General features: G+C 74.1%; 18 protein-coding genes and 1 pseudogene. 6 read left to right on the top strand and 13 right to left on the bottom strand.

Annotation, left to right across the window (positions count from 1 at the left end; translation table 11 throughout):
* Positions 1 to 223: 223 nt before the first annotated feature.
* A complete protein-coding gene (locus tag K7I03_RS32635; RefSeq protein WP_185943188.1) occupies positions 224 to 1,339 on the top strand; it encodes a WD40/YVTN/BNR-like repeat-containing protein in 1,116 nt (371 codons plus the stop codon).
* A 230-nt stretch (positions 1,340 to 1,569) separates the two neighbouring features.
* Here K7I03_RS32635 and K7I03_RS32640 read toward each other — a convergent pair whose 3' ends face one another.
* Positions 1,570 to 2,250: a polysaccharide deacetylase family protein gene (locus K7I03_RS32640; protein ID WP_185943127.1), complete on the bottom strand. Its 681-nt coding sequence runs from the start codon at positions 2,248 to 2,250 to the stop codon at positions 1,570 to 1,572.
* A 96-nt stretch (positions 2,251 to 2,346) separates the two neighbouring features.
* Positions 2,347 to 5,097 (bottom strand): helix-turn-helix transcriptional regulator, encoded by a 2,751-nt coding sequence (locus tag K7I03_RS32645; protein WP_224347340.1) that lies wholly within the window; start codon positions 5,095 to 5,097, stop codon positions 2,347 to 2,349.
* Between the two features lie 126 nt (positions 5,098 to 5,223).
* Here K7I03_RS32645 and K7I03_RS32650 point away from each other — a divergent pair, with 126 nt between their 5' ends.
* A complete protein-coding gene (locus K7I03_RS32650) occupies positions 5,224 to 6,138 on the top strand; it encodes an MBL fold metallo-hydrolase (protein WP_185943126.1) in 915 nt (304 codons plus the stop codon).
* A gap of 21 nt (positions 6,139 to 6,159) precedes the next feature.
* The gene (locus K7I03_RS32655) at positions 6,160 to 7,653 is read left to right on the top strand and encodes a carboxylesterase/lipase family protein (protein ID WP_185943125.1); all 1,494 of its coding nucleotides are present in this window, start codon (positions 6,160 to 6,162) and stop codon (positions 7,651 to 7,653) included.
* Positions 7,654 to 7,695: 42 nt separating this feature from the next.
* On the opposite strand, the gene K7I03_RS32660 is transcribed toward K7I03_RS32655, so the two are convergent.
* The 3 genes and pseudogenes from K7I03_RS32660 to K7I03_RS32670 form a co-directional block, all read right to left on the bottom strand.
* Positions 7,696 to 8,211: a DUF4190 domain-containing protein gene (locus K7I03_RS32660; protein ID WP_224347341.1), complete on the bottom strand. Its 516-nt coding sequence runs from the start codon at positions 8,209 to 8,211 to the stop codon at positions 7,696 to 7,698.
* 12 nt (positions 8,212 to 8,223) lie between these two features.
* Entirely contained in the window at positions 8,224 to 8,385 is a 162-nt protein-coding gene (locus K7I03_RS32665) for a hypothetical protein (RefSeq protein WP_185943124.1), read from the bottom strand.
* 335 nt (positions 8,386 to 8,720) lie between these two features.
* Positions 8,721 to 10,164, bottom strand: a pseudogene (locus K7I03_RS32670) (amino acid permease).
* A 179-nt stretch (positions 10,165 to 10,343) separates the two neighbouring features.
* Here K7I03_RS32670 and K7I03_RS32675 point away from each other — a divergent pair.
* On the top strand, positions 10,344 to 11,444 hold the full coding sequence (locus K7I03_RS32675) for a calcium:proton antiporter (protein WP_185943123.1): 1,101 nt from the start codon (positions 10,344 to 10,346) through the stop codon (positions 11,442 to 11,444).
* Positions 11,445 to 11,684: 240 nt separating this feature from the next.
* Positions 11,685 to 12,593 (top strand): universal stress protein, encoded by a 909-nt coding sequence (locus K7I03_RS32680; RefSeq protein ID WP_185943122.1) that lies wholly within the window; start codon positions 11,685 to 11,687, stop codon positions 12,591 to 12,593.
* A gap of 52 nt (positions 12,594 to 12,645) precedes the next feature.
* Here the strand turns inward: K7I03_RS32680 and K7I03_RS32685 are convergent, their stop codons facing one another.
* From K7I03_RS32685 to K7I03_RS32705, 5 genes are all read right to left on the bottom strand, one after another.
* Entirely contained in the window at positions 12,646 to 13,875 is a 1,230-nt protein-coding gene (locus tag K7I03_RS32685) for a serine hydrolase domain-containing protein (RefSeq protein ID WP_185943121.1), read from the bottom strand.
* 374 nt (positions 13,876 to 14,249) lie between these two features.
* A complete protein-coding gene (locus tag K7I03_RS32690) occupies positions 14,250 to 15,443 on the bottom strand; it encodes a Cmx/CmrA family chloramphenicol efflux MFS transporter (protein ID WP_185943120.1) in 1,194 nt (397 codons plus the stop codon).
* 244 nt (positions 15,444 to 15,687) lie between these two features.
* Entirely contained in the window at positions 15,688 to 16,269 is a 582-nt protein-coding gene (locus K7I03_RS32695; protein ID WP_185943119.1) for a TetR/AcrR family transcriptional regulator, read from the bottom strand.
* A 101-nt stretch (positions 16,270 to 16,370) separates the two neighbouring features.
* Positions 16,371 to 16,883, bottom strand: coding sequence for a GNAT family N-acetyltransferase (locus tag K7I03_RS32700; RefSeq protein WP_185943118.1), 513 nt, complete (start codon positions 16,881 to 16,883; stop codon positions 16,371 to 16,373).
* Positions 16,883 to 17,443, bottom strand: coding sequence for a cysteine hydrolase family protein (locus tag K7I03_RS32705; RefSeq protein ID WP_185943117.1), 561 nt, complete (start codon positions 17,441 to 17,443; stop codon positions 16,883 to 16,885). The genes K7I03_RS32700 and K7I03_RS32705 overlap by 1 nt, the downstream gene beginning before the upstream one ends.
* Before the next feature lie 440 nt (positions 17,444 to 17,883).
* Here K7I03_RS32705 and K7I03_RS32710 point away from each other — a divergent pair, with 440 nt between their 5' ends.
* Entirely contained in the window at positions 17,884 to 18,402 is a 519-nt protein-coding gene (locus K7I03_RS32710) for a GNAT family N-acetyltransferase (protein ID WP_185943116.1), read from the top strand.
* 2 nt (positions 18,403 to 18,404) lie between these two features.
* Here the strand turns inward: K7I03_RS32710 and K7I03_RS32715 are convergent, their stop codons facing one another.
* The 3 genes from K7I03_RS32715 to K7I03_RS32725 form a co-directional block, all read right to left on the bottom strand.
* A complete protein-coding gene (locus tag K7I03_RS32715) occupies positions 18,405 to 19,007 on the bottom strand; it encodes an HD domain-containing protein (RefSeq protein WP_185943115.1) in 603 nt (200 codons plus the stop codon).
* A gap of 137 nt (positions 19,008 to 19,144) precedes the next feature.
* A complete protein-coding gene (locus K7I03_RS32720; RefSeq protein WP_185943114.1) occupies positions 19,145 to 19,720 on the bottom strand; it encodes a TerD family protein in 576 nt (191 codons plus the stop codon).
* A gap of 130 nt (positions 19,721 to 19,850) precedes the next feature.
* Positions 19,851 to 20,438 (bottom strand): hypothetical protein, encoded by a 588-nt coding sequence (locus K7I03_RS32725; RefSeq protein WP_185943113.1) that lies wholly within the window; start codon positions 20,436 to 20,438, stop codon positions 19,851 to 19,853.
* Positions 20,439 to 20,551: the final 113 nt, after the last annotated feature.

Below are 20,551 nucleotides of genomic sequence, written 5' to 3' on the forward strand. Positions count from 1 at the left end.
GGACGGCGTACGAGACGGCCGACGGGTGGCGCCCGGGTGAACGCCGGCGAGCGGAACGGTGACGAAACCCCCGCCCGCAGACCGGAAACCTTCCGTCAAGATCCTTTCTGGACAGGAAGATTGGCGCTCAAGCGTGTTCTACTCCGGAGCTCCGCCCCGATAGAACCTGATCGTCAACAACAACCTCATGTCTGCGCCCCACAAGGGAGAGATCGTGAAGCGGATGGGATGGGCCGTCACCGCGGCCGTCACCACCATCGTCCTGGCCCAGTCGTCCCTCGCCGCCCAGGCGGCGGACTCCACCTCCGGGTGGCGGGCCCCCTCGTGCGCCAAGGTCGCCGGCGACGGCGCCGTCACCTTCACCACCGACGACGGCGCGACCCTCGTCCCGACGACGGGCACCCTGAAGTCCGTCAGCTACACCCACGGCCTGGTCGCGCTGGACACCCCCAACACGCTCCTCGCCACGCACAACGACGAGCTCCAGCGCTCGACGGACGCCGGCTGCACCTGGACCAAGGTCGCGACGCTCGGCAGCGGCTCCACCTGGCTGACCGCCGCCACCGGCGGCCGGGCCTTCGCCTGGGAGAAGAACGGCGGCTACCTGGCCCGCGTCGACGGCAAGACCGTCACCAAGCTGTCCTCGCCCAGCGCCGACATCGTCGGCGTCGGCACCGACAAGGCGCGCCGCGACCACGTCCGCCTCGCCGGCAGCGATGGACAGCTTTACGACTCGACGGACGCCGGCGCCACCTGGAAGCCGGTCGGCAAGCTCGCCTTCGGCCCGGGCGCCAACCTCTACACCGTGTCCTTCGACCCCGCCGACCTCGACCACGCGGTCGCCGGCGGCATGACGACCGGCGGCGCGGTCACCACCGACGGCGGCGCCACCTGGACCGCCGCCACCGGCCTGTCCGCCACGGCCGGCGGCAAGGCCAACCTCTTCGCCGCGTCCGTCTCCCCGGCCGACCGCAACGTCGTCTACGCCCTGGGCATCGACCTCGTGGAGGCCGCGCCGAGCTCGGGCGCCGAGGGCCGGCACCTGTACCGGTCCACCGACGGCGGCCGGACGTACACCCGGATCGTCGACGACACCCCGGACACCGAGCTCACCAACAGCACCCTGCTGGCGCCGAGCCCCGTGGACGCGAACGTCCTGTACTTCGAGTACGGCACGTACTTCCAGGCGTACGGCACCGACCTGTACCGCTATGACGCGCGGACGGGCAAGGTCGGCAAGACGCACAACGCCCACGACGGCATCTCGGCCATCGCCTTCAACCCGGCCCGGCCGTCCGTGATGTACCTGGGCCTCGAAGAGGTGCGGATCGACCACTGACCCGGCGCCCCGCCCGGGGAATCCTCCCGGACGGGACGGACGGAGCCCGGCCCGCGCGCACGTGGAGGTCGTGCGGGCCGGCGGCCCTCTTCGGTGGCCGCCCGGCAGACGCGGCGCCGGCGTGACCACTGTGGCGGCCGCGCATACGGAGAGCCGTGCTCGCGGCCTTCGCCGAGGGCGACGGCGGCCACCACCGGCCGCCGCTCACCGACTTCGGCTGAGCGGCGGCTTCAGGGGACGTACGCGCCGAGCGGCGCCGGGACGAGGCCGGCCTCCCGCGCCGCGTCGAGGGCGCGGCCCAGGTCGGCGGTCAGGGTGGGGGTGAAGTGCAGCAGGACCACGTCGCCGCGCCGCAGCCGCGGCACCGGCGGGGGAGCGTCTCCCCAGGTCGTGAAGTCGTGCGTCCAGGTGACCAGCGCCCGGACGCCGCACGCGCGCGCGGCGGCCCGGGTGGTGTCGTCGTAGCGGCCGAACGGCGGGCGCAGCAGGACGGGCGCCCGCCCGAACGCGGCGGCCAGCCGGTCGCGGGCCCCGCAGATCTCCCGCCGCTGCCCCGCGGGGTCGAGCGTGGTGAGGTCGGGGTGGCCGACGGTGTGGTTGCCCACGGCCGACCGGCGCCCCGCGGTCAACTGCCAGAAGTAGCCGGGGTCCTGATCCACGGCGCCGGGGAGCGGGAAGAGGGAGACCGGGACCCTCCGGTCGCGCAGCAGGGCCGCCGCCGAGGGATCGCGGTACCAGCCGTCGTCGATCGTGAGGAAGACGACGCGGTCGTGCGTCGGTATGCGGGAGAGTGCCGGCGGCAGGACCGGCCGTCCGGCGCCGTGGGCGGCGGCGGAGCCCGACGGCCCGGTGAGGACCGTGAACAGCAGGAGGGCGAGGAGCAGGGTGAGGGTGGCGCGGCGTCCTGGCATGACCGCATGGTTGGTTCAGACCAACACGCTGTCAAGGGTTCGCCGGCCCGCGGGCCGGTATGCGTCGGATGACGGCATCGCTGTCCGGACGTGCCGTCAGGCCCGGCGGTCGGCTGTCACCAGGGGGCCCTCGATGAGGTCGCGCAGTTGGGAGCGGGCGGTGATGCCGAGCTTCGGGAAGCTGCGGTAGAGGTGCGAGCCGACCGTGCGCGGGGAGAGGAAGAGCCGCTCGCCGATCTCCCGGTTGGTCAGCCCGCGGGCGGCGAGCCCGACGATCTGCCGCTGCTGCGGGGAGAGTTCGGCGAGCGCGTCGGGGGCGGTGTCGATGACGTCGAGGCCGGCGGCGCGTGCTTCCGTGCGGGCGCGCTCGGTCCACGGGCGCGCGCCCAGGCGCCGGAAGACCTCCAGGGCTTCGGTGAGCGGCGCTCGAGCCTCCGCGATGCGGCGGCGGCGCCGTATCCACTCGGCGAGGTCCAGCAGGGTCTGGGCGCGTTCGAAGGGCCAGTGTTCCAGTACGGGGTCCGCCAGGGCCGCCCGGAGGTGCGGCTCGGCGTCCCGGGGGCCGGCCAGCAGGCCACGCGCGCGGTCGATCAGCGCGCGCAGGCGGGGTGAGGCGTCGCGGGCGAGGGTGCGCGCGGCACGTTCGACGATCGCGGCGGCCTCCGCGCGCCGGCCGGCGCGCACCGCCGCGGCGGCCAGATCCGCCAGGGCCGGGTAGGAGGCGTGGTAGTGCACGGGGCCGCCATCCGCCGTGAAAACCGAGCGGAGTTGGTCGTACGCCGGCTCGTAGGCGCCCTCCGCGAGGACCGCGGCGCCGAGCGCGCGGCGGGCGAAGACGGACACCGAACGGCTCTCCAGCGGGTCGACGAGGGCGAGCGCCTCCTCGGCCCGGGCGCGGGCGGCCGTCGGGTCGCCCTGGTAGGCCAGCACAGCGGCGTCCACCGCGGCCGCGCACGCCACGGCGTGGTCCAGGCCGGCCGCCGCACCGACCGCGCCGCCGCGGGCGCAGGCTTCCCGCGCCCGCCCCCACCTGCCCAGATCCACATAGCTCCAGGCGGCCGCGCCGCCCAGGCCCTCCGGTAGCGCTCCGCGCGACCCCCAGCGGTCGAACGCCTCGTCGAAGGCGCGGACGGCCCGTGGGGTCTCGTCGAGCAGCCAGGCCATGACACCGTAGGCGGCGAGCCGGTCGGGACGGCGGCGTGCCTCGGCGGCGACCCGCGGGAGCAGCGCGAGGAGTCCGGCCCGGTCGTCGAAGGGGTCGGACACGGCCCGCACCCAGGCGCGCAGCCATGCGTGGGAGGCGTCCTGGCGCAGGCCGCGCAGGGCGGCCCCGACGCGGTGCCGCTGGGCGTCCTGCCCGGAGTAGTAACGGACCACGGCGGCGCCGGCCAGGGCGCCCAGCGCGGCGGACGGCTCGACGGGGTTCAACTCCTCGGCGGTCTCCAGGAGTCGGGGGAAGACCACGCTGTGGCGCGCCGTCAGTACGGCCAGCCGTCCGGCCTGCGCCCCGGCTTCGGCGAGGAGGGACGCGTCGTCGGTGCGGGCCCGTACCGCGGCCGCCAGCTCCTCGACCCAGGCGAGGTCGCCGGTGAGCGCCGCCTCCGCGGCGGCGTCGACGAGCAGCCGGGCGCCGTGCTCGGGGCGCGGCGAGAGGTCGGCGGCCCGCTGCAGGGCCTTGGCCGCCGCCGCGTGGCCGCCGCGGCGACGGGCCCGGTGGGCCGTCCGCTCCAGTTCCCCCGACACGGCCGCGTCCGGGCGCCTGGCCGCGGCGGCGAGGTGCCAGGCACGCCGGTCGGGCTCGTCCCGCAGCAGCTCGGCGAGCGCCAGGTGGGCCTCGCGCCGGGCGGCGGGGGACGCGGCGTGGTACACGGCGGAGCGGACGAGGGGATGGCTGAACCGTACGTCGTGCCCGGTGCGCCGGATCAGCCCGGCCCGCTCGGCAGGCGGCCATGCCTCGTCCTCGGCGTCCGGGACGGTGGCGGGGACGGCGATCGCGGAGTCGACGGTGTCCATGGCGGCCAGGAGCAGCAGGGCCCGTGTGGTGGGGGCGGGCAGGTCGTCCAGGCGGGCCGCGAAGATCTGCTCCAGGCGAGCGGTGAGCGGGAGCGGGCCCGCGGGCGGCGCCTTCGCGGCCGGCCCGCGTACGGCGGCCGCTTTCGCCAGTTCGGTCAGCGCGAGGGGGTTGCCCTGGGCCTGGTCGAGGATCCGCGTCCTGGTCCGGCCGGTGGGGCCGTGGGGCCGCAGGTCCAGCAGACGGCCGGCCTCGGCGGCGTCGAGCGGTCCCAGGGTGAGCGTGGGCACGTGCCGGTCGAAGCCCGGGAGGCGATCGCCGGCACGGGCCGCGATCAGCATCGTGACCGGCTCGCCCGCGAGGCGCCGGGCGGCGAAGGAGAGGACGTCCAGGGAAGCGCGGTCGCACCACTGCGCGTCGTCGAGCACCACGAGCACGGGCGCGCGCTCTCCCTGGGCCGAGAGCACGCTCAGGACGGCGACGCCGACCAGCATGAGGTCGCCGTCCGCCGTGGCCGGGCCCATGCCGAGGGCGCCGTGCAGCGCCGCACGCTGCCGCTCCGGCAGCCCGTCGATGTCGGCCGGGACGGGCCGCAGCAGTTGGTGCAGGGCGGAGAACGCCAGGCCCGACTCCGACTGGCGGCCCTCGGCGCGCAGGACCCGGGCGCCGCCCGCCGCGGCCCGCCGTACCGCGCGGTCGAGCAGCGAGCTCTTTCCCATGCCCACGTCGCCGAGGAGCAGCAGGACGGGGTCCTCCGTGGCCGAGTCCATCGCGCGGAAGAGGCGTGCCAGTTCCGCGTCCCGGCCGACGATCCGTTCCCTCCCGTGCGCTTCCACGACGTCAGGCTACAAGCGGCCCGGACCGTGCGCGGACGGTGCGCCAAGGTGCAGTCAGGTGTCGGATACCGCCGTACCGGCGCCGCCCGTAGGTTCCGGGAAAGCCCCCGAATCCTTGAGGAACCCATGGAACAGATCATGCTCGGCGACGTCTCCGTCACCCGCGTCCGGGAGTACTACGGGTCCGTGGAGATGGAGCCCCACGCCTTCTTCCCGGAAAGCTCCCGGGACGTCTGGAAGAACGGCGCCCACTGGCTGGCCCCGCACTTCCTGAATTCCGAGACCAGGATGGTGCGTTCGGCGATCCAGACCTGGCTGCTGCGCAGCCAGGGCCGGACCATCCTCGTCGACACCGGTGTGGGCAACCACAAGGAGCGCCCGTACGCGCCGGTCTGGAGCCACCTGGAGACGGACTTCCTGGCCAACCTCGCCCGGGCCGGCGTCCGGCCCGAAGACGTGGACATCGTGATCAACACACATCTCCACGTCGACCACGTCGGCTGGAACACCTACCTGGACGGGCGGCAGTGGACACCCACGTTCCCCAACGCCACCTACCTGATCCCGAAGGACGACTTCGACTTCTGGGACCCGCGGAACGGCCACGAGCCGCTGATCGGCCGCGGCAACCAGAACGTCTTCGAGGACAGCGTGGCCCCGGTGCACGCCGCCGGCCAGACACTGCTGTGGGAGAACAGCCACCACATCGACTCCGACCTGCGCCTGGACGCGGCTCCCGGCCACACCCCCGGCTCCTCCGTGCTGACCCTCGGCTCCGGGACGGACCGCGCGGTGTTCGTCGGCGACTTGCTGCACAACCCGGTGCAGATCCTCGAACCGGACGCCAACAGCTGCTTCTGCGAGGACCCCGCGGGCGCCCGCGTCACCCGCCGCAAGGTACTGGGCTGGGCGGCCGACAACAACGCGCTCGTGATCCCCGCCCACCTGGGCGGCCACGGCGCCGCCGAAGTCGTGCGCACCGGCGGCACGTTCGACATCAAGGGCTGGGCGCCCTTCACCCCCTACTCCGAGCAGGGCTGACGCCCGCGGAAAGGCATCGCCGTGACCCACGAACCCGAACCCGTCGTCACCACCGCGCGGGGCGCCGTCCGCGGCCTGCGCCGCGCCGACGGCACCGCCGCCTTCCTGAACATCCCCTACGCCGCTCCTCCCCTGGGCGCCGGCCGGTTCGCCCCGCCACAGCCGCACGACCCCTGGGACGGCGTACGGGACGCCACCACGCCCGGCCCCAACGCCCCCCAGGCGGAGCGCAAGCTCGGCAGCGTGGACATGTCCCCCTACTTCGGCACCGGCTGGAGCGGGGGAGAGGACTACCTCACCGTCAACGTCTTCCGGCCCGCGGCCGGTGCCGACGGCCTGCCCGTCATGGTGTTCGTCCACGGCGGCGGATTCGTCGCCGGGTCGACGCGGTCCCCGCTGTACGACGGCTCCGCCTTCGCCCGCGACGGCGTCGTCCTGGTCACCTCCAACTACCGGCTCGGCATCGCCGGGTTCCTCGACATCCCCGGGGCGCCCGCCAACCGCGGCCTGCTCGACGTCGTCGCCGCGCTGCGCTGGGTGCGGGAGAACATCGCCGCCTTCGGGGGCGACCCGGGCAACGTCACCCTCTTCGGCCAGTCGGCCGGGGCGACCATCGTCGGCGGCGTCCTCGCCACCCCCGACGCCGCGGGCCTGTTCCGCCGGGCGATCACGCAGAGCGGCAGCGGCCTGGGCGCGTTCACGACCGAGCAGGCCGCCCGTGTCACCAAGGCCGCGGCCGGGACCCTGGGCATCGAGCCGCACGCCGACGCCTTCGCGGACGTCTCCGACGAGCACCTGGTCGCGGCCGCCTCCCGGCTCGCGGGCATCGACCTGCGGACCGCCACCCATCACGACCCGCTGATCGGCCTCAGCCCGTTCGGCCTGGTCCTCGACACCCAGCCCGCCGAGTCCGTCGCCGCCGGCCTGAGCGCCGACGTCGACCTGCTCGTCGGGACCAACACCGAGGAGGGAAACCTCTACCTGGTCCCGGTGGGCCAGTACGCCACCTCGACCGCCGCGGACGTCCACGACACGGCGGCTCGCTCGCACCCGGAGCCCGCGCGGCTCGTGCGGACGTACCGCGCGACACGCCCCGAGGCGTCCTCCGGCGAGCTGCGTTCGGCCATCATGGGCGACGCGCTGTTCGGCGCGGGAAGCTGGGCCCTGGCCGGCGCACATGCCCGCCACCCGCGGTCCGCCACGTTCTGCTACGAGTTCGCCTGGCGCTCCCACGCCCTGAACGGAGACCTCGGCGCCGCCCACGCGGTGGAGCTCCCCTTCGTCTTCGATCTCGCGGAGGCTCCCCGGCTGCGGGGTGCGGACGCCCTCCTCGGCCCCGACCGGCCCCCCGCGGACCTCGCCGCCCGGACACACGGCGCCTGGGTCCGCTTCGCGAAGACCGGCGATCCCGGCTGGGACGCGTACGACACCACACGGCGGGCCACGATGCGCATCGCTGCCGAGTGGACTCAGGTCGACGACCCCCGCGGCCGGGAACGGCAGGCTTGGATCTGACCGGCGCACCGGCGCGGTTCCGCGCGCACGGTCGCGGCCGGCTCACAGATGCCAGCTCGGCGTCCCGTCCGCCACCGCGAGCGCGACGAAGAGCACCAGCCCCACGGCCCCCAGCGCCATGCCGAGCCGGGCACGGAAGCGCCGGACGGTGCCCCGGACCAGGGCGGCGGCGCCCAGCGCGATGGCGCAGGGGCCGAAGACGAGGTTGGCGATCAGCAGGCTCAGCAGGCCCGTGACGAACGACGTCACGGCCATGAAGTCGGCGTTCCGGCGCCGGCGTTCGGCCGCTCCGGCACCGGTGGCCCGGCCCTCCCGGAACCGCTCCTCGGGGTCGTCGGCGGGGGGATGGTGTACGTGGCCGGGGCTGGCGGCGTCCGGCCTGACGGGTGCGGTGGGGCGCTCGCCGGCGCGTTCGTGCGCGTCGGCGGAGCCGTGCGTGCCGCCCGGGCCGTGGGTATCGGTGAAGCCCCGGGGGCCGGCCGGGCCGTACGCCTCGGCGGACTTCCGCGTGGCGAGGGTCGTGTCGGTGGTCGTGTCGAGGGAAGGGAAGGGTTTCATGAGGGATCCTCCTTACCGGTCCCGCCGGTGCGCCCGGCTTCGCTCCCGTACCGCGAAGGCGGCCAGCCAGGCGAGGATCGCCGCGGTGGAGACGAGGGTCACGGGCAGCGGCACGTGCGCGGCCGTCCCGGTCAGGACGCCGAGCAGAAAGAGGGCCAGGACAAGGAAGAACATGTCCGTCCTTTCTGTCGAGCTGTCGAAGGGTGGCCCGCGAGGCGACGACGCACAGAGCCCTGCTTCCTGACGTTCCGTCAGATGCCCGTGCCGTCGCGAGTCGGTTCTCTTGACTTCCGTCCGGTCTCTTGACTTCCGAGGGAACGGCTGCCCTGAGGGTCGCCCGCTATTCCTGTGACGTGCCCGACTCCCGCCTCCGTGGTACGGGGGGGTACGGGCGTGAAGCGCGGACGCCGGAGAGGCCGCCTCCCGTCCATAGGGAAGCGGCCTCTCGGGTTCTCCGGCGAAGGTTTCCGGCGAAGGTTTTCCGGTGTAGGGCGGACGGGACCGGCCGGTCAGCCCCGCGCGGCGCGCTGCCGCAGCCGTCCGACCACGGCGAGCGCCAGCGCCAGGCCGCCCGTGAAGTACAGCTGCACCCGGGTGTCCGCGTCGAGCGTCATCAGCACCAGCACCCCGGCCACCCCCGCCAGCGTCACCCACGTCAGATACGGGAAGCCCCACATCCGGACCACCAGCGCGTCGGGCGCCTCGCGCTCCAGCCGACGGCGCAGCAGCAGTTGGGAGACGGCGATGAAGCCCCACACGATCAGCACGACGCCGCCGACCATGTTGAGCAGCCAGGCGAAGACGGTGGTGGGCCACCAGAAGGAGAGCAGGACGGCGAAGAAGCCGAAACCGGACGAGGCGAGCACCGCGCGGCGCGGGATCCCGCCCGACACCTTCGCCAGGAACTTCGGGCCCTGCCCCCCGCGCGACCAGCGAGTAGGCCATGCGCGACGAGCCGTAGATGTTGGCGTTCATCGCCGACAGCAGCGCGATCAGCACCACCACGTTCATGATCTGGCCGCCGCCCGGGACGCCGAGCCGCTCCAGCACGGCCGCGTACGGCCCCTGTTCGGTGACGGCCTTGTCGTGCCACGGCAGCAGTGTGACGATCACCAGCATCGACCCGACGTAGACGACGCCGATCCGCCACATCGTCGTCCGGACGGCCTTGGCCACGCCGCGCACGGGGTTCTCGGACTCGGCGGCGGCGATGGTGACCGTCTCCAGGCCGCCGTAGGCGGCGACCGAGGCCAGCAGGCCGATCAGCAGCCCGTTGGTGCCGGTGGGCAGGAAACCGCCGTCGTGCAGGAGGTGCGCGGTGCCGGGGGAGTCGCTGCCGGGCAGCACGCCGAGGATCGCCAGCACGCCGAGGCCCAGGAAGAGGGCGATGGCCCCGATCTTCAGGGCCGCGAACCAGAACTCGAACTCGCCGAAGTGCGCGACGGAGCCCAGGTTGCTGCCGCAGAACAGCGCCATCAGGATCAGCACCCACATCCAGGACGGGGTGCCGGGGAACCAGCCCTGGAGGATGTGGGCGGCGCCGATCGCCTCGATCGCCACGCCCACGACCAGCAGCGTCCAGAACATCCAGCCGGCGGTGAAGCCGGCCCACGGGCCGATGGCCCGGTCGGCGTGCACCGAGAACGAACCGGACGCCGGGTTGGCGGCGGACATCTCGCCGAGCATCCGCATCACGAACATCACGAGCAGGCCGGACACGGCGTACGCGAGCACGATGGAGGGCCCGGCGGCGGCGATGCCGGCGCCGGAGCCGACGAACAGGCCCGCGCCGATGACACCGCCGAGCGCGATCATCGACAGGTGCCGCTGCTTGAGCCCGTTCGACAGCGAGCCCGAGGGGCTCTGCCGCGAGGCGTCGGCGGCGGGCGGCGCGTCGGTTGCGGGGGCGCCGCCCGAGGGCGGCGAAGGCGTCAGTGTCCGGCTCATGGTCATGCCTGTCCAATATGCGAGATCGGGAGGTCTCGATTATGGGCAAGCAGGTGAGTCGGTGTGTGGCTCGTCCGATATTCGGACGGTCGCATCACGCACGGTGATCGTCGCGCGGCGGAGGCGGAAGAGGCGGACGATCGCGGAAAACATGCGCGTACCGGGCGATCTGCGAAGATCGGCTCATGAGCGCTCGGTTCCGCTCCCTCCTGGCGCACTGGCCGGTGGGCGCGCCCGTCCTGGCCGCCGCCGTCCTCGCGCTGACCTGGGGGCGGTCGCTGTCCCCCGGCCTCGTGGCCCTCGTGAGCTGCTGCCTGGCCGCCGCGGTGCTCTCCGCGGTGCATCACGCGGAGGTCGTCGCCCACCGGGTCGGCGAACCCTTCGGTTCGCTCGTCCTCGCCCTGGCGGTGACCGTCATCGAGGTGGCCCTCATCGTCACGCTGATGGCCGACGGCGGCGACAAGAGCAGTTCGCTCGCGCGGGACACCGTCTTCGCCGCAGTGATGATCACCTGCAACGGCATCGTCGGCCTGTCCCTGCTGGTGGGGGCGCTCCGGCGGCGCGTGGCGGTCTTCAACGCGGAGGGGACGGCCGCGGCGTTCGGCACCGTGGCGACCCTGGCGGGGCTCAGCCTGGCCCTGCCGACGTTCACCACCAGCACCCCCGGACCGCGGTTCTCCGCCGCCCAGCTCGTCTTCGCCGCCCTGGCGGCCCTGCTCCTCTACGGCCTGTTCGTCGCGACCCAGACCGTACGGCACCGGGACTACTTCCTGCCCGTGACGGCCGCCGGCGAGGTCATCGACACCGACGACCACGCCGACCCGCCGACCGCCCGGACCGCGCTGACCAGCCTCGGGCTGATGGGCGTCGCCCTGATCTCGGTGGTCGGCCTGGCCAAGGGCGTCTCGCCGGTCATCGAGTCCGGCGTGGCCGCGGCCGGCCTCCCGGCGTCCGTCGTCGGCGTCGTCATCGCCCTCCTGGTCCTGCTCCCGGAGACCATCGCCGCCGTCCGCGCCGCCCGCCGCGACCGCGTCCAGACCAGCCTCAACCTCGGCCTCGGGTCGGCCATGGCCAGCATCGGCCTCACCATCCCGGCGGTCGCCGCGGCCTCGGTCTGGCTGGAGGGCCCGCTCGTCCTCGGCCTCGGCGCGACCCATATGGTCCTGCTCGCCCTCACCGTCGCCGTCGGCACCCTCACGGTGATCCCGGGCCGGGCCACGCCCCTCCAGGGCGGCGTGCACCTGTCGCTGCTGGCGGCGTACGTGGTGCTGGCGGTCAGCCCTTGAACGGCGCCTGACCGTCTCTTCGGCGGCGGGGGCGCCTGACCGAGTCTTCGAGGGCGAGGACGCCTGACCGACTCCCGGCCGGTCGCCGCCGGCCCGTTCGGACCCGGAACAGGGCCCTTCGGCCCCTCCCGGGAGACCGGCCCCGGCCGCCACGCTGGATGCGGCAGACATGTGGGACACGGCGGTCGCTCCCGCCACACGTCCCGCGCACCCACCGCCCCCGCGCCCCAGGAGGGTCCCATGCCCGGCACCATCGCCGTCGGAGTCGACGGAACCGACCACAGCCGCGCCGCGGCCGGCTGGGCGGCGGCCGAGGCCGCGCGGCGCGGCATGGAACTGTGCCTGGTGCACGCCTCCGTACGGCGCCCCCGCGCCGTGGTCCCCGCCGACGACGCCGCCGCGCGGGAACGCTGGGCGGCCGACGTGCTGCGCGACGCGGGGGAGCGGGCGGCCAAGGAGTTCCCCGGCCTCACCGTCATCACCCGGCAGGTCGCCGCCGACCCGGTCCCCGCCCTCATCGCCGAGGCGGCCGGGGCGGACCTGCTGGTGCTCGGCTCGCGCGGCCACGGCACCGTCGTCGGCCACCTCCTCGGATCCGTCGGGCTGCACGTGCTGCGCCAGGCCACCGGCCCGGTCGTGGTCGTCCGCGGTCCGCGCGACGACGACCGGCGGGGGAGCGGGCGGTACGCGGACGGTCCGGCGGACGACCCGGCCCCGGGCGAGGTCGTCGTGGGCGTACAGGACCTGGAGGAGCGCGGCGCCGCCGTCCTGGACTTCGCGTTCGCCGCGGCGGAACGGCTGGGCACGCGGCTGCGGGCGGTACGGGCCTGGACGGTTCCGCCGGTCTTCGCCTGGAGCCCCGGCTCCCTGTGGCTCGCCGAGGAGGGCGAGGGGATGGACGAACGCGAGCGCGGGAGCCTCGACGAGGTCCTGCGCCCGTGGCGCGAACGCCACCCGGCGGTCGACGTGGCCGTGCACGTCGAGACGGGCAGCGCGGCCGAGGTGCTGCTCGCCCATGGCGCCGGGGCCGCGCTCGTGGTCGTCGGACGCCGGCTGCCCGGGCGGCACGGCGTCCACCGCCTCGGCCCCGTCGCGCTGGCGGCCCTGCACCACGCGCCCGGCCCGGTCGCCGTGGTGCCGCACCCCTGAGCCGGCGGGGCGGGGACGTACCGGCCTGCCCGCCCCGCCCCGCCGCGTCGGGTCAGCGCAGTGCGGTCATCCGCTGGAGCGCCCGGTGACCGTCCCGCCGGTCACCGGCGCCCGGGGCGGGCGTGCTCGTGCCGCAGTACTCGGCGTCGACGAGGGCGGCCAGGTCGCCGCCCCAGTCGCCGTTCAGGTTGAACGCCGCCGTGTGCCGCCCGTCGGGCGACGACATGGCCAGCGACGTGGAACCGTGGATGCCGCCGCTGTGCAGCCAGACCGGCGTGCCGCAGGAGGTGACGGCCCGCGAGATGCCCAGCCCGTACCCCGTCTCGCCCGGCTCGCCCTTGCTCGGCACGGTGGTCAGCAGCTCCCGCTGCTGCCGCTCGGGCAGCAGCCGGCCGGCGAGCAGCGCGCCGTAGAAGCGGTTGAGATCGCCGGTGGTCGAGATGATCTCGCCCGCGGCCCAGGCCCACGACGGGTTCTGCTCGGTGGTGTCGTAGACCTTCGTGGACGAGTCGTCGAACAGCTTGCTGTAGCCGCGCCCGTGCGGGCCCGGGATGCCCGGCGCGGTGCCCGGCAGCGTCGTGGCGCGCAGCCCGAGCGGCTTCACGACGCGGCGCTGGATCTCGTCGGCGTAGGAGTGGCCGGTCAGCTTCTCGATGAGCATCCCGGCGAGGATGTAGTTGGTGTTGGAGTAGCGCCAGTCCGTGCCCGGCGTGAAGTTCGGCTGGTGCGACAGGGCCGTGCGTACGAGATCGGCCGGCTTGCGAGTGTCGTAGCGGTGCTTGAAGAAGTCCGTGCTGAGCGCCTTCCGGATGCCTTCGTCGTCCGTGTAGTTGTAGAGGCCGCTGGTGTGGTTGAGCACCTGCCGGATGGTGATGCGGCTGCCGTCGTTCCCGTTGCCCCGGACGACGCCGGGCAGTCTGCGCTCCAGCGTGTCGTCGAGGCCGACCTTGCCCTCCGCCTCCAGCTGGAGGAGGACGACCGAACTGAACACCTTGCTGATGCTGCCGATCCGGAAGCGGTCCTGGGACAGCCGCTTGCGGTGCGTCTCCATGTTCGCGACGCCCGCCGCGCCGTTCCACCGCCCGTTCTCGTCCCGTGCCTCCGCGAGCAACCCGGGTATCCCGGCCCGCACGTGCGCCTCCAACGCGGCCTGGGTCGCCTGGTGCGACGTGCGTCCGCCGGCCGCCGGGGCGGCCACGGCCGAGGTGGCGGCGGTCGCGGCCACCGTCACGGCCGCCGCCACGGCGATCAGGGCCCTGCGCGCTGTCCTTACGCTGCTCATTCGCGGTCTCCGTTCGGTCACTGTGCGATGAGAGGTGCGTACGGGGGACAGGACTCCTGTGGTGCGCCCACCCGTTGAGCGGAACCGGAACGAGGAGGGCGGCAGGGGAGGGAAACCGGCCACCCGCGCCGACGCTCCGCTCGGGACCGACGGGGGCGGGTGGCGCCGGGACTCCTGGGAGGAGCCTTCCGGCGCCGGCACCGCGTGGGCGTGGGAACTTGGCGGAAAGCGGACGGGCCAGGCGGCCGTGTGCCGGGGGAGGAGGCGGTGGGGCCGGACGCCCGGTGGGGAGCGGACGCGGCGGGGTCGAGCGTCCGGTGCCGGAGCGGCCGCGGCCGCGTCCGTCGCCCGGCGGAAAGCGGCCGCGGACGGCGTCAGCGGACCGCCTCGCCGTTCCTCCTCTCCTCACTCCCCTCACCCGAGAACACCGCGCGGAAGGGCAACGCGAGGGACAGCGCCGCCGCGACGAGGCAGCCGCCCGCCCACAGCGGCCCGACGGGCCCGAGGCCGGTGCCGAGTGTGGCGGCGGCGACGAGCGGACCGACGGCGGCACCGGCGTTGAGGGCGGCGGTCGCGTACGCGCCCGCCATGGTGGGGGCGCCCGCCGCCTCGTACAGGACCCGGGTGATCAACGTGCTGCCCAGCGCGAACGACAGGGCGCCCTGCGCGCACACGAGGACGAGCAGGGCGGCGGGCCGCTCGGCCAGGAGGGCCAGCGCCGGCCAGCCGACGAGCAGCAGCGGGCCGCCGGCCGCGACGACCACGCCGGGGCGCCGGTCCGCGAGCCGCCCGGCGAGGGTGACACCGGCGAGGGAACCGGCCCCGAAGAGCATCAGGACGGCCGGGACCCACAGCCTGCCCAGCCCGGCGCGGTCGGTCACGACGGGAGCGAGGAAGGTGAAGCTCCCGAAGGTCGCCGCGTTGACCAGCGCGGCGAGCAGCATCACCAGGAGCAGCCGGGGGCTCCCCAGCCGCGAGAGCTCCGAGCGGAGGGCCGGCTTTCCGGCCGCGTCCCCCTGCCGTGGGAGGGCGGGCAGACCCATGAGGATGCCGAGGGCCGCGGGCAGACAGAGCGCCGCCACCGCCCAGAAGGTGGCCCGCCAGCCGAGCAGCGTGCCGAGCAGCGCTCCCGCCGGGACACCGGCGATCGTGGCGAGTGTCGTCCCCGACAGCAGGACGGCCAGCGCTCGCCCCTTCCGGTCGCGCGGCACCAGGCCGGCGGCGGTTGTCAGCGCGACGGCGAGGAAGCCCGCGTTCGCGAGCGCGGCGATGGCCCGGGTCGCGAACAGGACCGGGAAACTCGTCGTCACCGCCCCCACGGCGTGCGCCGCCGCGAACCCGAGGACGAACAGGAGGAGACTGCTCCGCCCCGGCCTCCCGCGCGTGAGCGCGGCCGCGAGCGGGGCGCCGACAACCATCCCGACCGCGAAGCCCGGGGTGAGCGCGCCCGCCGTACCGGGCGGTACGCCGAGGTCGGAGGCGATGTCCGGCACGAGGCCGGACAGCATGAATTCGGAGGTTCCCATGGCGAAGACCGCCAGGGCGAGCAGATACAAGGGGAGGGGCATCGAGTGGCTCCGAGGTGAGGAGAGGCGGGAAGGCTCGTCTCGTCACCGCGGTCAGCACCCACGGGCGCACGCGTCCGGTCAAGTGTCCGGAAGGACGGTGGAATTCAGTGGTGCGGGGGGCTGACGGCGTGACCGGCAGCCCCCACCCTGGATGCTTCGGGGCTCGACATGATCGGCACGCTACCGGAACGGCACCCGCCCGGGCACATGAATATTCCGCTGTTCCGCGCCGGACGGCGGCCGCCTACTCCTCCTCCACCACGATCCGCTCCACGGCGGCCCGCACCAGCTCGTCGCGCTCCGCGTCCGAGAAGACGTCCGGCAGGGTGAGCTGCTCGACGATCAGCCAGTTCAGCGTCGCGATGAGCAGCTTGACCGCCATGGCGTCGCCGGGGAGGCCGGAGGCCGCGTGGTAGGCGAGGTTGGCGTCGACGTCCGCCCGGACCCGCTCGGTGAGGACCTTGCGCAGCTCGGGGCGGCGGGTGGCCTCCAGCCGCAGTTCGAGCAGCGCCAGGTACCCGGTCCGGAAGGAGGCGACGCGGCCGACGACCTCGCGCATCAGCTCCGTGTAGGTCTCCCGGTCGCGGCCGGCCGCCCGCTGACGGGCGATCAGGGCCTCGTCGGGCTGGAGCCGCTCGTAGACGCGGGAGCCGGCCTGGGTGAGCAACTGGTCCCGGCTGGTGAAGTAGTTGGACGCGGTCCCGGCGGGCACCCCCGCCTCACCGTCCACCGCCCGGAACGTCAGCCCGCGCGCACCTTCCCGCGCCAGCACCTCGATCGCGGCGTCGACGAGGGCGGCGCGGCGCTGGTCGTTACGTCGTGCCATGTGAGGTACTCCGGTCGTAGTACTAAGGGTGAGCCACTTCGCTGAGAGTACTACGCGTGGAGTCGTCACTCGCGCGGCGGGACGGGGCGGGCCCAGGGCGCTCAGCCCGCCGTGACCCTCCGCGTCAGCCGGAACCGGGCGAGGGGCACCCCCGGAACCGGCTCGAAACCGCCGACGCGGACGAAACCGAGCCGCCGGTACAGCGCCACGGCCGGATGGTTGCCCGCGCCCGTACTCACCACCGCGTCGTGCTCCGGGGCCAGTTCGTCGAGCAGGTGGCGGAGCAGCCGCGACGCCAGCCCGCGCCGGAACCAGGGCGGATCGACGCACACGCGGTGCACGTCGACGGCCGTCTCCTCGCCGAGCTCCTGCCAGGCGACGAACGCGGCGACCCGGCCCTCCCCGGTGACCGCACCGAGCCACCGCAGGGGCTGGGCCCGCATCTCCTCCAGGCTCTCCCGCAGAGCCGGGATGCCGGCGAAACCGATGAGCTCGGCCTCGACCGCGTAGGCGCGGCGGCCGACGTGGTGCACCTCCGACGCGGTGGCGGCGTCCGCCATGCTCAACTCGCGCACGACGAAGCCGGTACCGTCCCGTTCCGCGCGTTCCGCCACTACGGAAGCGCGACCGTCTTGAGCCAGTCGTCGACGGTGATGACGTCCGCCCACTGCGGGAACAGCCGCTCGGTGAGGGCCTGGTGCAGCTCCGGGTCGGTGTCCGCGCAGGCGTCGGAGAGGACGGTGAGACCGAAATCCAGGTCGTTCGCCTGGCACACGGTGGACAGCACCACGGCGCTGGTCGCGACGCCGGTGAGGACGAGGCTTTCGATACCGCGCGCCCTCAGCACCACCTCCAGATCACTGCCCGAGAAAGCGCTCGCCCGCCTCTTCGTCACCACCACCTCGCCCGGCCGGGGCGCGACATCGGGGTGGATCTCCGTGCCCGGCTCGCCCTCGACGAAGAGCCCGCCCCGCGCGATGGCGGCCAGCGGCTTGTTGCGCGTCCCGACCTCGGGAAAACCGGGCCGCAGCGCGATGACCACGTAGATCACCGGGATACCCGCCGCCCGCGCCCCGTCGATCGCCCTGCGCAGCCGGGGCAGGTATCCGGAGTCGTCGACCGCGATGTCCACGACGGCCCGTTGGACGTCCATCACAAGAAGGGCACTGCTCATGTCGTCTCCAGGGGAAGGGTCGATTCGGCGTCGCACCAGGCCGCGTCGGGTGTGCGCATCCTAGGCGGCTCAGGCCGCGGGGTGGCATCGAGTTTCGAGCCCACCGACCGCGCACTCGGGCGGTCGCGTGGCCGAGGGGCCTCAGACCGGCTCCGACGCTGAGCACGCGGGCGGAGTGAGCCGGTGTGCCGGGGTGCGGAGGCGGCATGACCGGGCTTGCTCCTCGGCTTCCTCGTTTCCGTCCGGCTCCACCCTGTACAGCCGGGCCTGTGGCGTGCGGGTGGTTCGCTATGCTCCCGGGTGGGTGAGACCGTGGGAGGGTTCGATTCGGCCGGCGCGTGTGCCGGTGGCTTCAAGGAGATGTGGGTGCCAGGGAATCGCCACCACGAGTGCCGTGCGCGCCGGGGCACGCGTGTCCCGGCCCTGATCGCGGCCGGGTCATGAACGTCATGGCGGCCGAGGCCATCGGCACGGAGCGGCTGGATCTGCTGCCATTGCGCGTCGGGCATGCCGAGGAGATGGCCGGCGTCCTGTCCGATCCGGCCCTGCACGCGTTCATCGGCGGCACCCCGGATCCGCCGCGAGCTCTCCGCTCGCGCTACCGGCGCATGATCGCGGGCTCCCCCGACCCGGCCGTCTCCTGGCTGAACTGGGTGATACGGCTCCGCGAAGAGTCCTGCCTGACCGGGACCGTCCAGGCCACGGTCACCGCTTCCGGCCCCGGGCACAGCGCCGAAATCGCCTGGGTGGTGGGGACTCCGTGGCAGGGACGGGGGATCGCCACCGAAGCGGCCCGAGGGCTCGTCGACTGGCTCGGACGGCAGTCGGTGCGGACCGTCATCGCGCACATCCACCCCGAACACCGGGCGTCCGCCGCCGTGGCCGCCGCCGCGGGACTCGTGCCCACGGACGCATGGCACGAAGGCGAGATCCGGTGGTGCCACCGCTTCGAGCGGTAGCTTCACCCGTTCACCGGGAACGCCGCCTGAAAGGCCAGCCGGTGGGGGGCGTCCGCGCCGAGGCGGGTCAGGATGTCGTCGAGTGCGAGGTACTCCTGCCAGGGTTCCCTGCCCGTCACAGCGGTCAACTCCCGGAGAAGCCTGTCCTCGAGGCCCGGGACCCGCTTGTCCTTCCACACCTTGTCGGCCGTGCTGACCAGGAGGTCCTCGATCGTCACGGCGGGGTCGTCCCAGCTCGCGTGGGTGGCGGCGAACCGGGCCGCCGCCGGGGTGAAGCCGTGACTCAGGAGCAGGTCACGGCCCGCCGTCTCGTGGGCCGAGCCGGGGCCCGTCAGTTCCCCGGGGTGGAGGATCTTGCCCACGTCATGGGTCGCGGCGCCGAGGAGGACGGCGTCGTGGTCGACGGGCGCATCCGGGTAGCGGTCCCGCACCCAGGCGGTCAGCCGGGCCGCGACGTCGTGGACCGCGCGCAGGTGCGCTGCCAGGCGGGGCGGGGCTCCCAGGGTCCGCAGGAGTTCCGCCACCACGGGCGGCAGCGGTCGCAGGGGCGGCTCACCGGGGGTGTCGAGGGCGCGGGACAGGAGGTTCGCGGAGGGCGCGGTCATTCCGGGGACGGTACTACCGGTATCCGGTCCGCTGCCGGTCACGGCGTTCCGCCGGGGTGCCGTGGCGGCGGCTCTGTCGCGACGGTGTTCGGTTCGGCGCCGTCCGCGCCGCACGCCCGCGCCCGCTCCGCCGTGCTTCAGACCCGCACGCCGTAGTCCTGCGCGATGCCCGCGAGGCCCGAGGCGTAACCCTGGCCGATGGCGCGGAACTTCCACTCCGGGCCGTGGCGGTAGAGCTCGCCGAAGACCATGGCGGTTTCGGTGGAGGCGTCCTCCGTCAGGTCGTACCGGGCGAGTTCGCGGCCGTCGGCGCGGTTCACCACGCGGATGAAGGCGTTGCGGACCTGGCCGAAGCTCTGGCCGCGCTGGGCGGCGTCGTAGATGGAGACCGGGAAGACTATCTTGTCGACCTCGGCCGGGACGGCGGCCAGGTCGACCTGAACCTGCTCGTCGTCGCCGTCACCGCCGCCGGTCAGGTTGTCGCCGGAGTGGACGACCGAACCCTCGGGGCTCCGCAGGTTGTTGAAGAAGACGAAGTGCTGGTCGGACGGCACCTTGCCGTTGGCGTCGCACAGCAGGGCGGAGGCGTCCAGGTCGTAGTCGGCGCCGGTCGTGGTGCGGACGTCCCAGCCGAGGCCGACGGTGACGGCGGTCAGGCCCGGCGCCTCCTTGCTCAGCGAGACGTTGCCGCCCTTGGCCAGGGTCACTGCCATGAACTTCCTCCAGATGATGGGTGATCGGTCGGGGTGACGCGGTGGGACAACCCCGGACGCGGTGGGACAGCCCCAGGTCGGACCCTATAGTTTCATAGTTGCGCAAGCAAGAAACCGAATCGGGCCACCCTCACTCCGGGCGGCCCGCCTCTTCGATTTGATGGCGGAGGAACGGCAGCACCCCGCGCTCCAGCAGCGCCCGCCGCCAGGCCGCCCGCGCTTCCGCCACGCGTTCGCCGCTCGAAACGGCGGGCCGCGCCGTGCGGTTGCGTACCGCGATCACCAGGACCGCGACGACCCCGAGCACGACCGCTGCGGTCGCCACCGCCACCGCCGTCCAGCCGGCGGCCTGCAGACCGCGGGAGAGCCGGGCCTGGACGCCGAGGAGGCGGAAGCCGTAGCCGAGGACGAGGAACACCGCCGCCGCGGCCGCCGCGAGGGCCGGGATGAGAACGGCCAGCGCGCCCAGTCCGTTCCCGAGCGGTGACGGCGCCTCGCGCCGGCGCGTCGAGCGGGCTTCGAGGTAGGCGCGGTACTCGGGGATCGCGGCGGCGGCGATCGCCGCGCGGGACTCCAGTGCCCAGGTGCGGAGCCGGTCGGCGGAGACGGCGGTCGTGGTCCGGAGGGCCTCGGTGATGCGCGGTGAACTCAGGCCCTGTTCAAGGACGTCTTCGAAGTCGGCTCGGTCTTCGGTCCGTGTGGGGTCGGCGCTCGGCATGCACGGTCCTCGTCGTCGCTGCGGGCGGGAGCGGGAGCGGGGGGTGGGCGCAAGGCCAGGTGAGCGGTCTGCCCCGAAAACTCCTACCCACCGGGCGGCCCGCCGAAGTCCCG

The organism is Streptomyces mobaraensis, from assembly GCF_020099395.1.
In the GTDB taxonomy this organism is placed as follows: Bacteria; Actinomycetota; Actinomycetes; order Streptomycetales; family Streptomycetaceae; genus Streptomyces.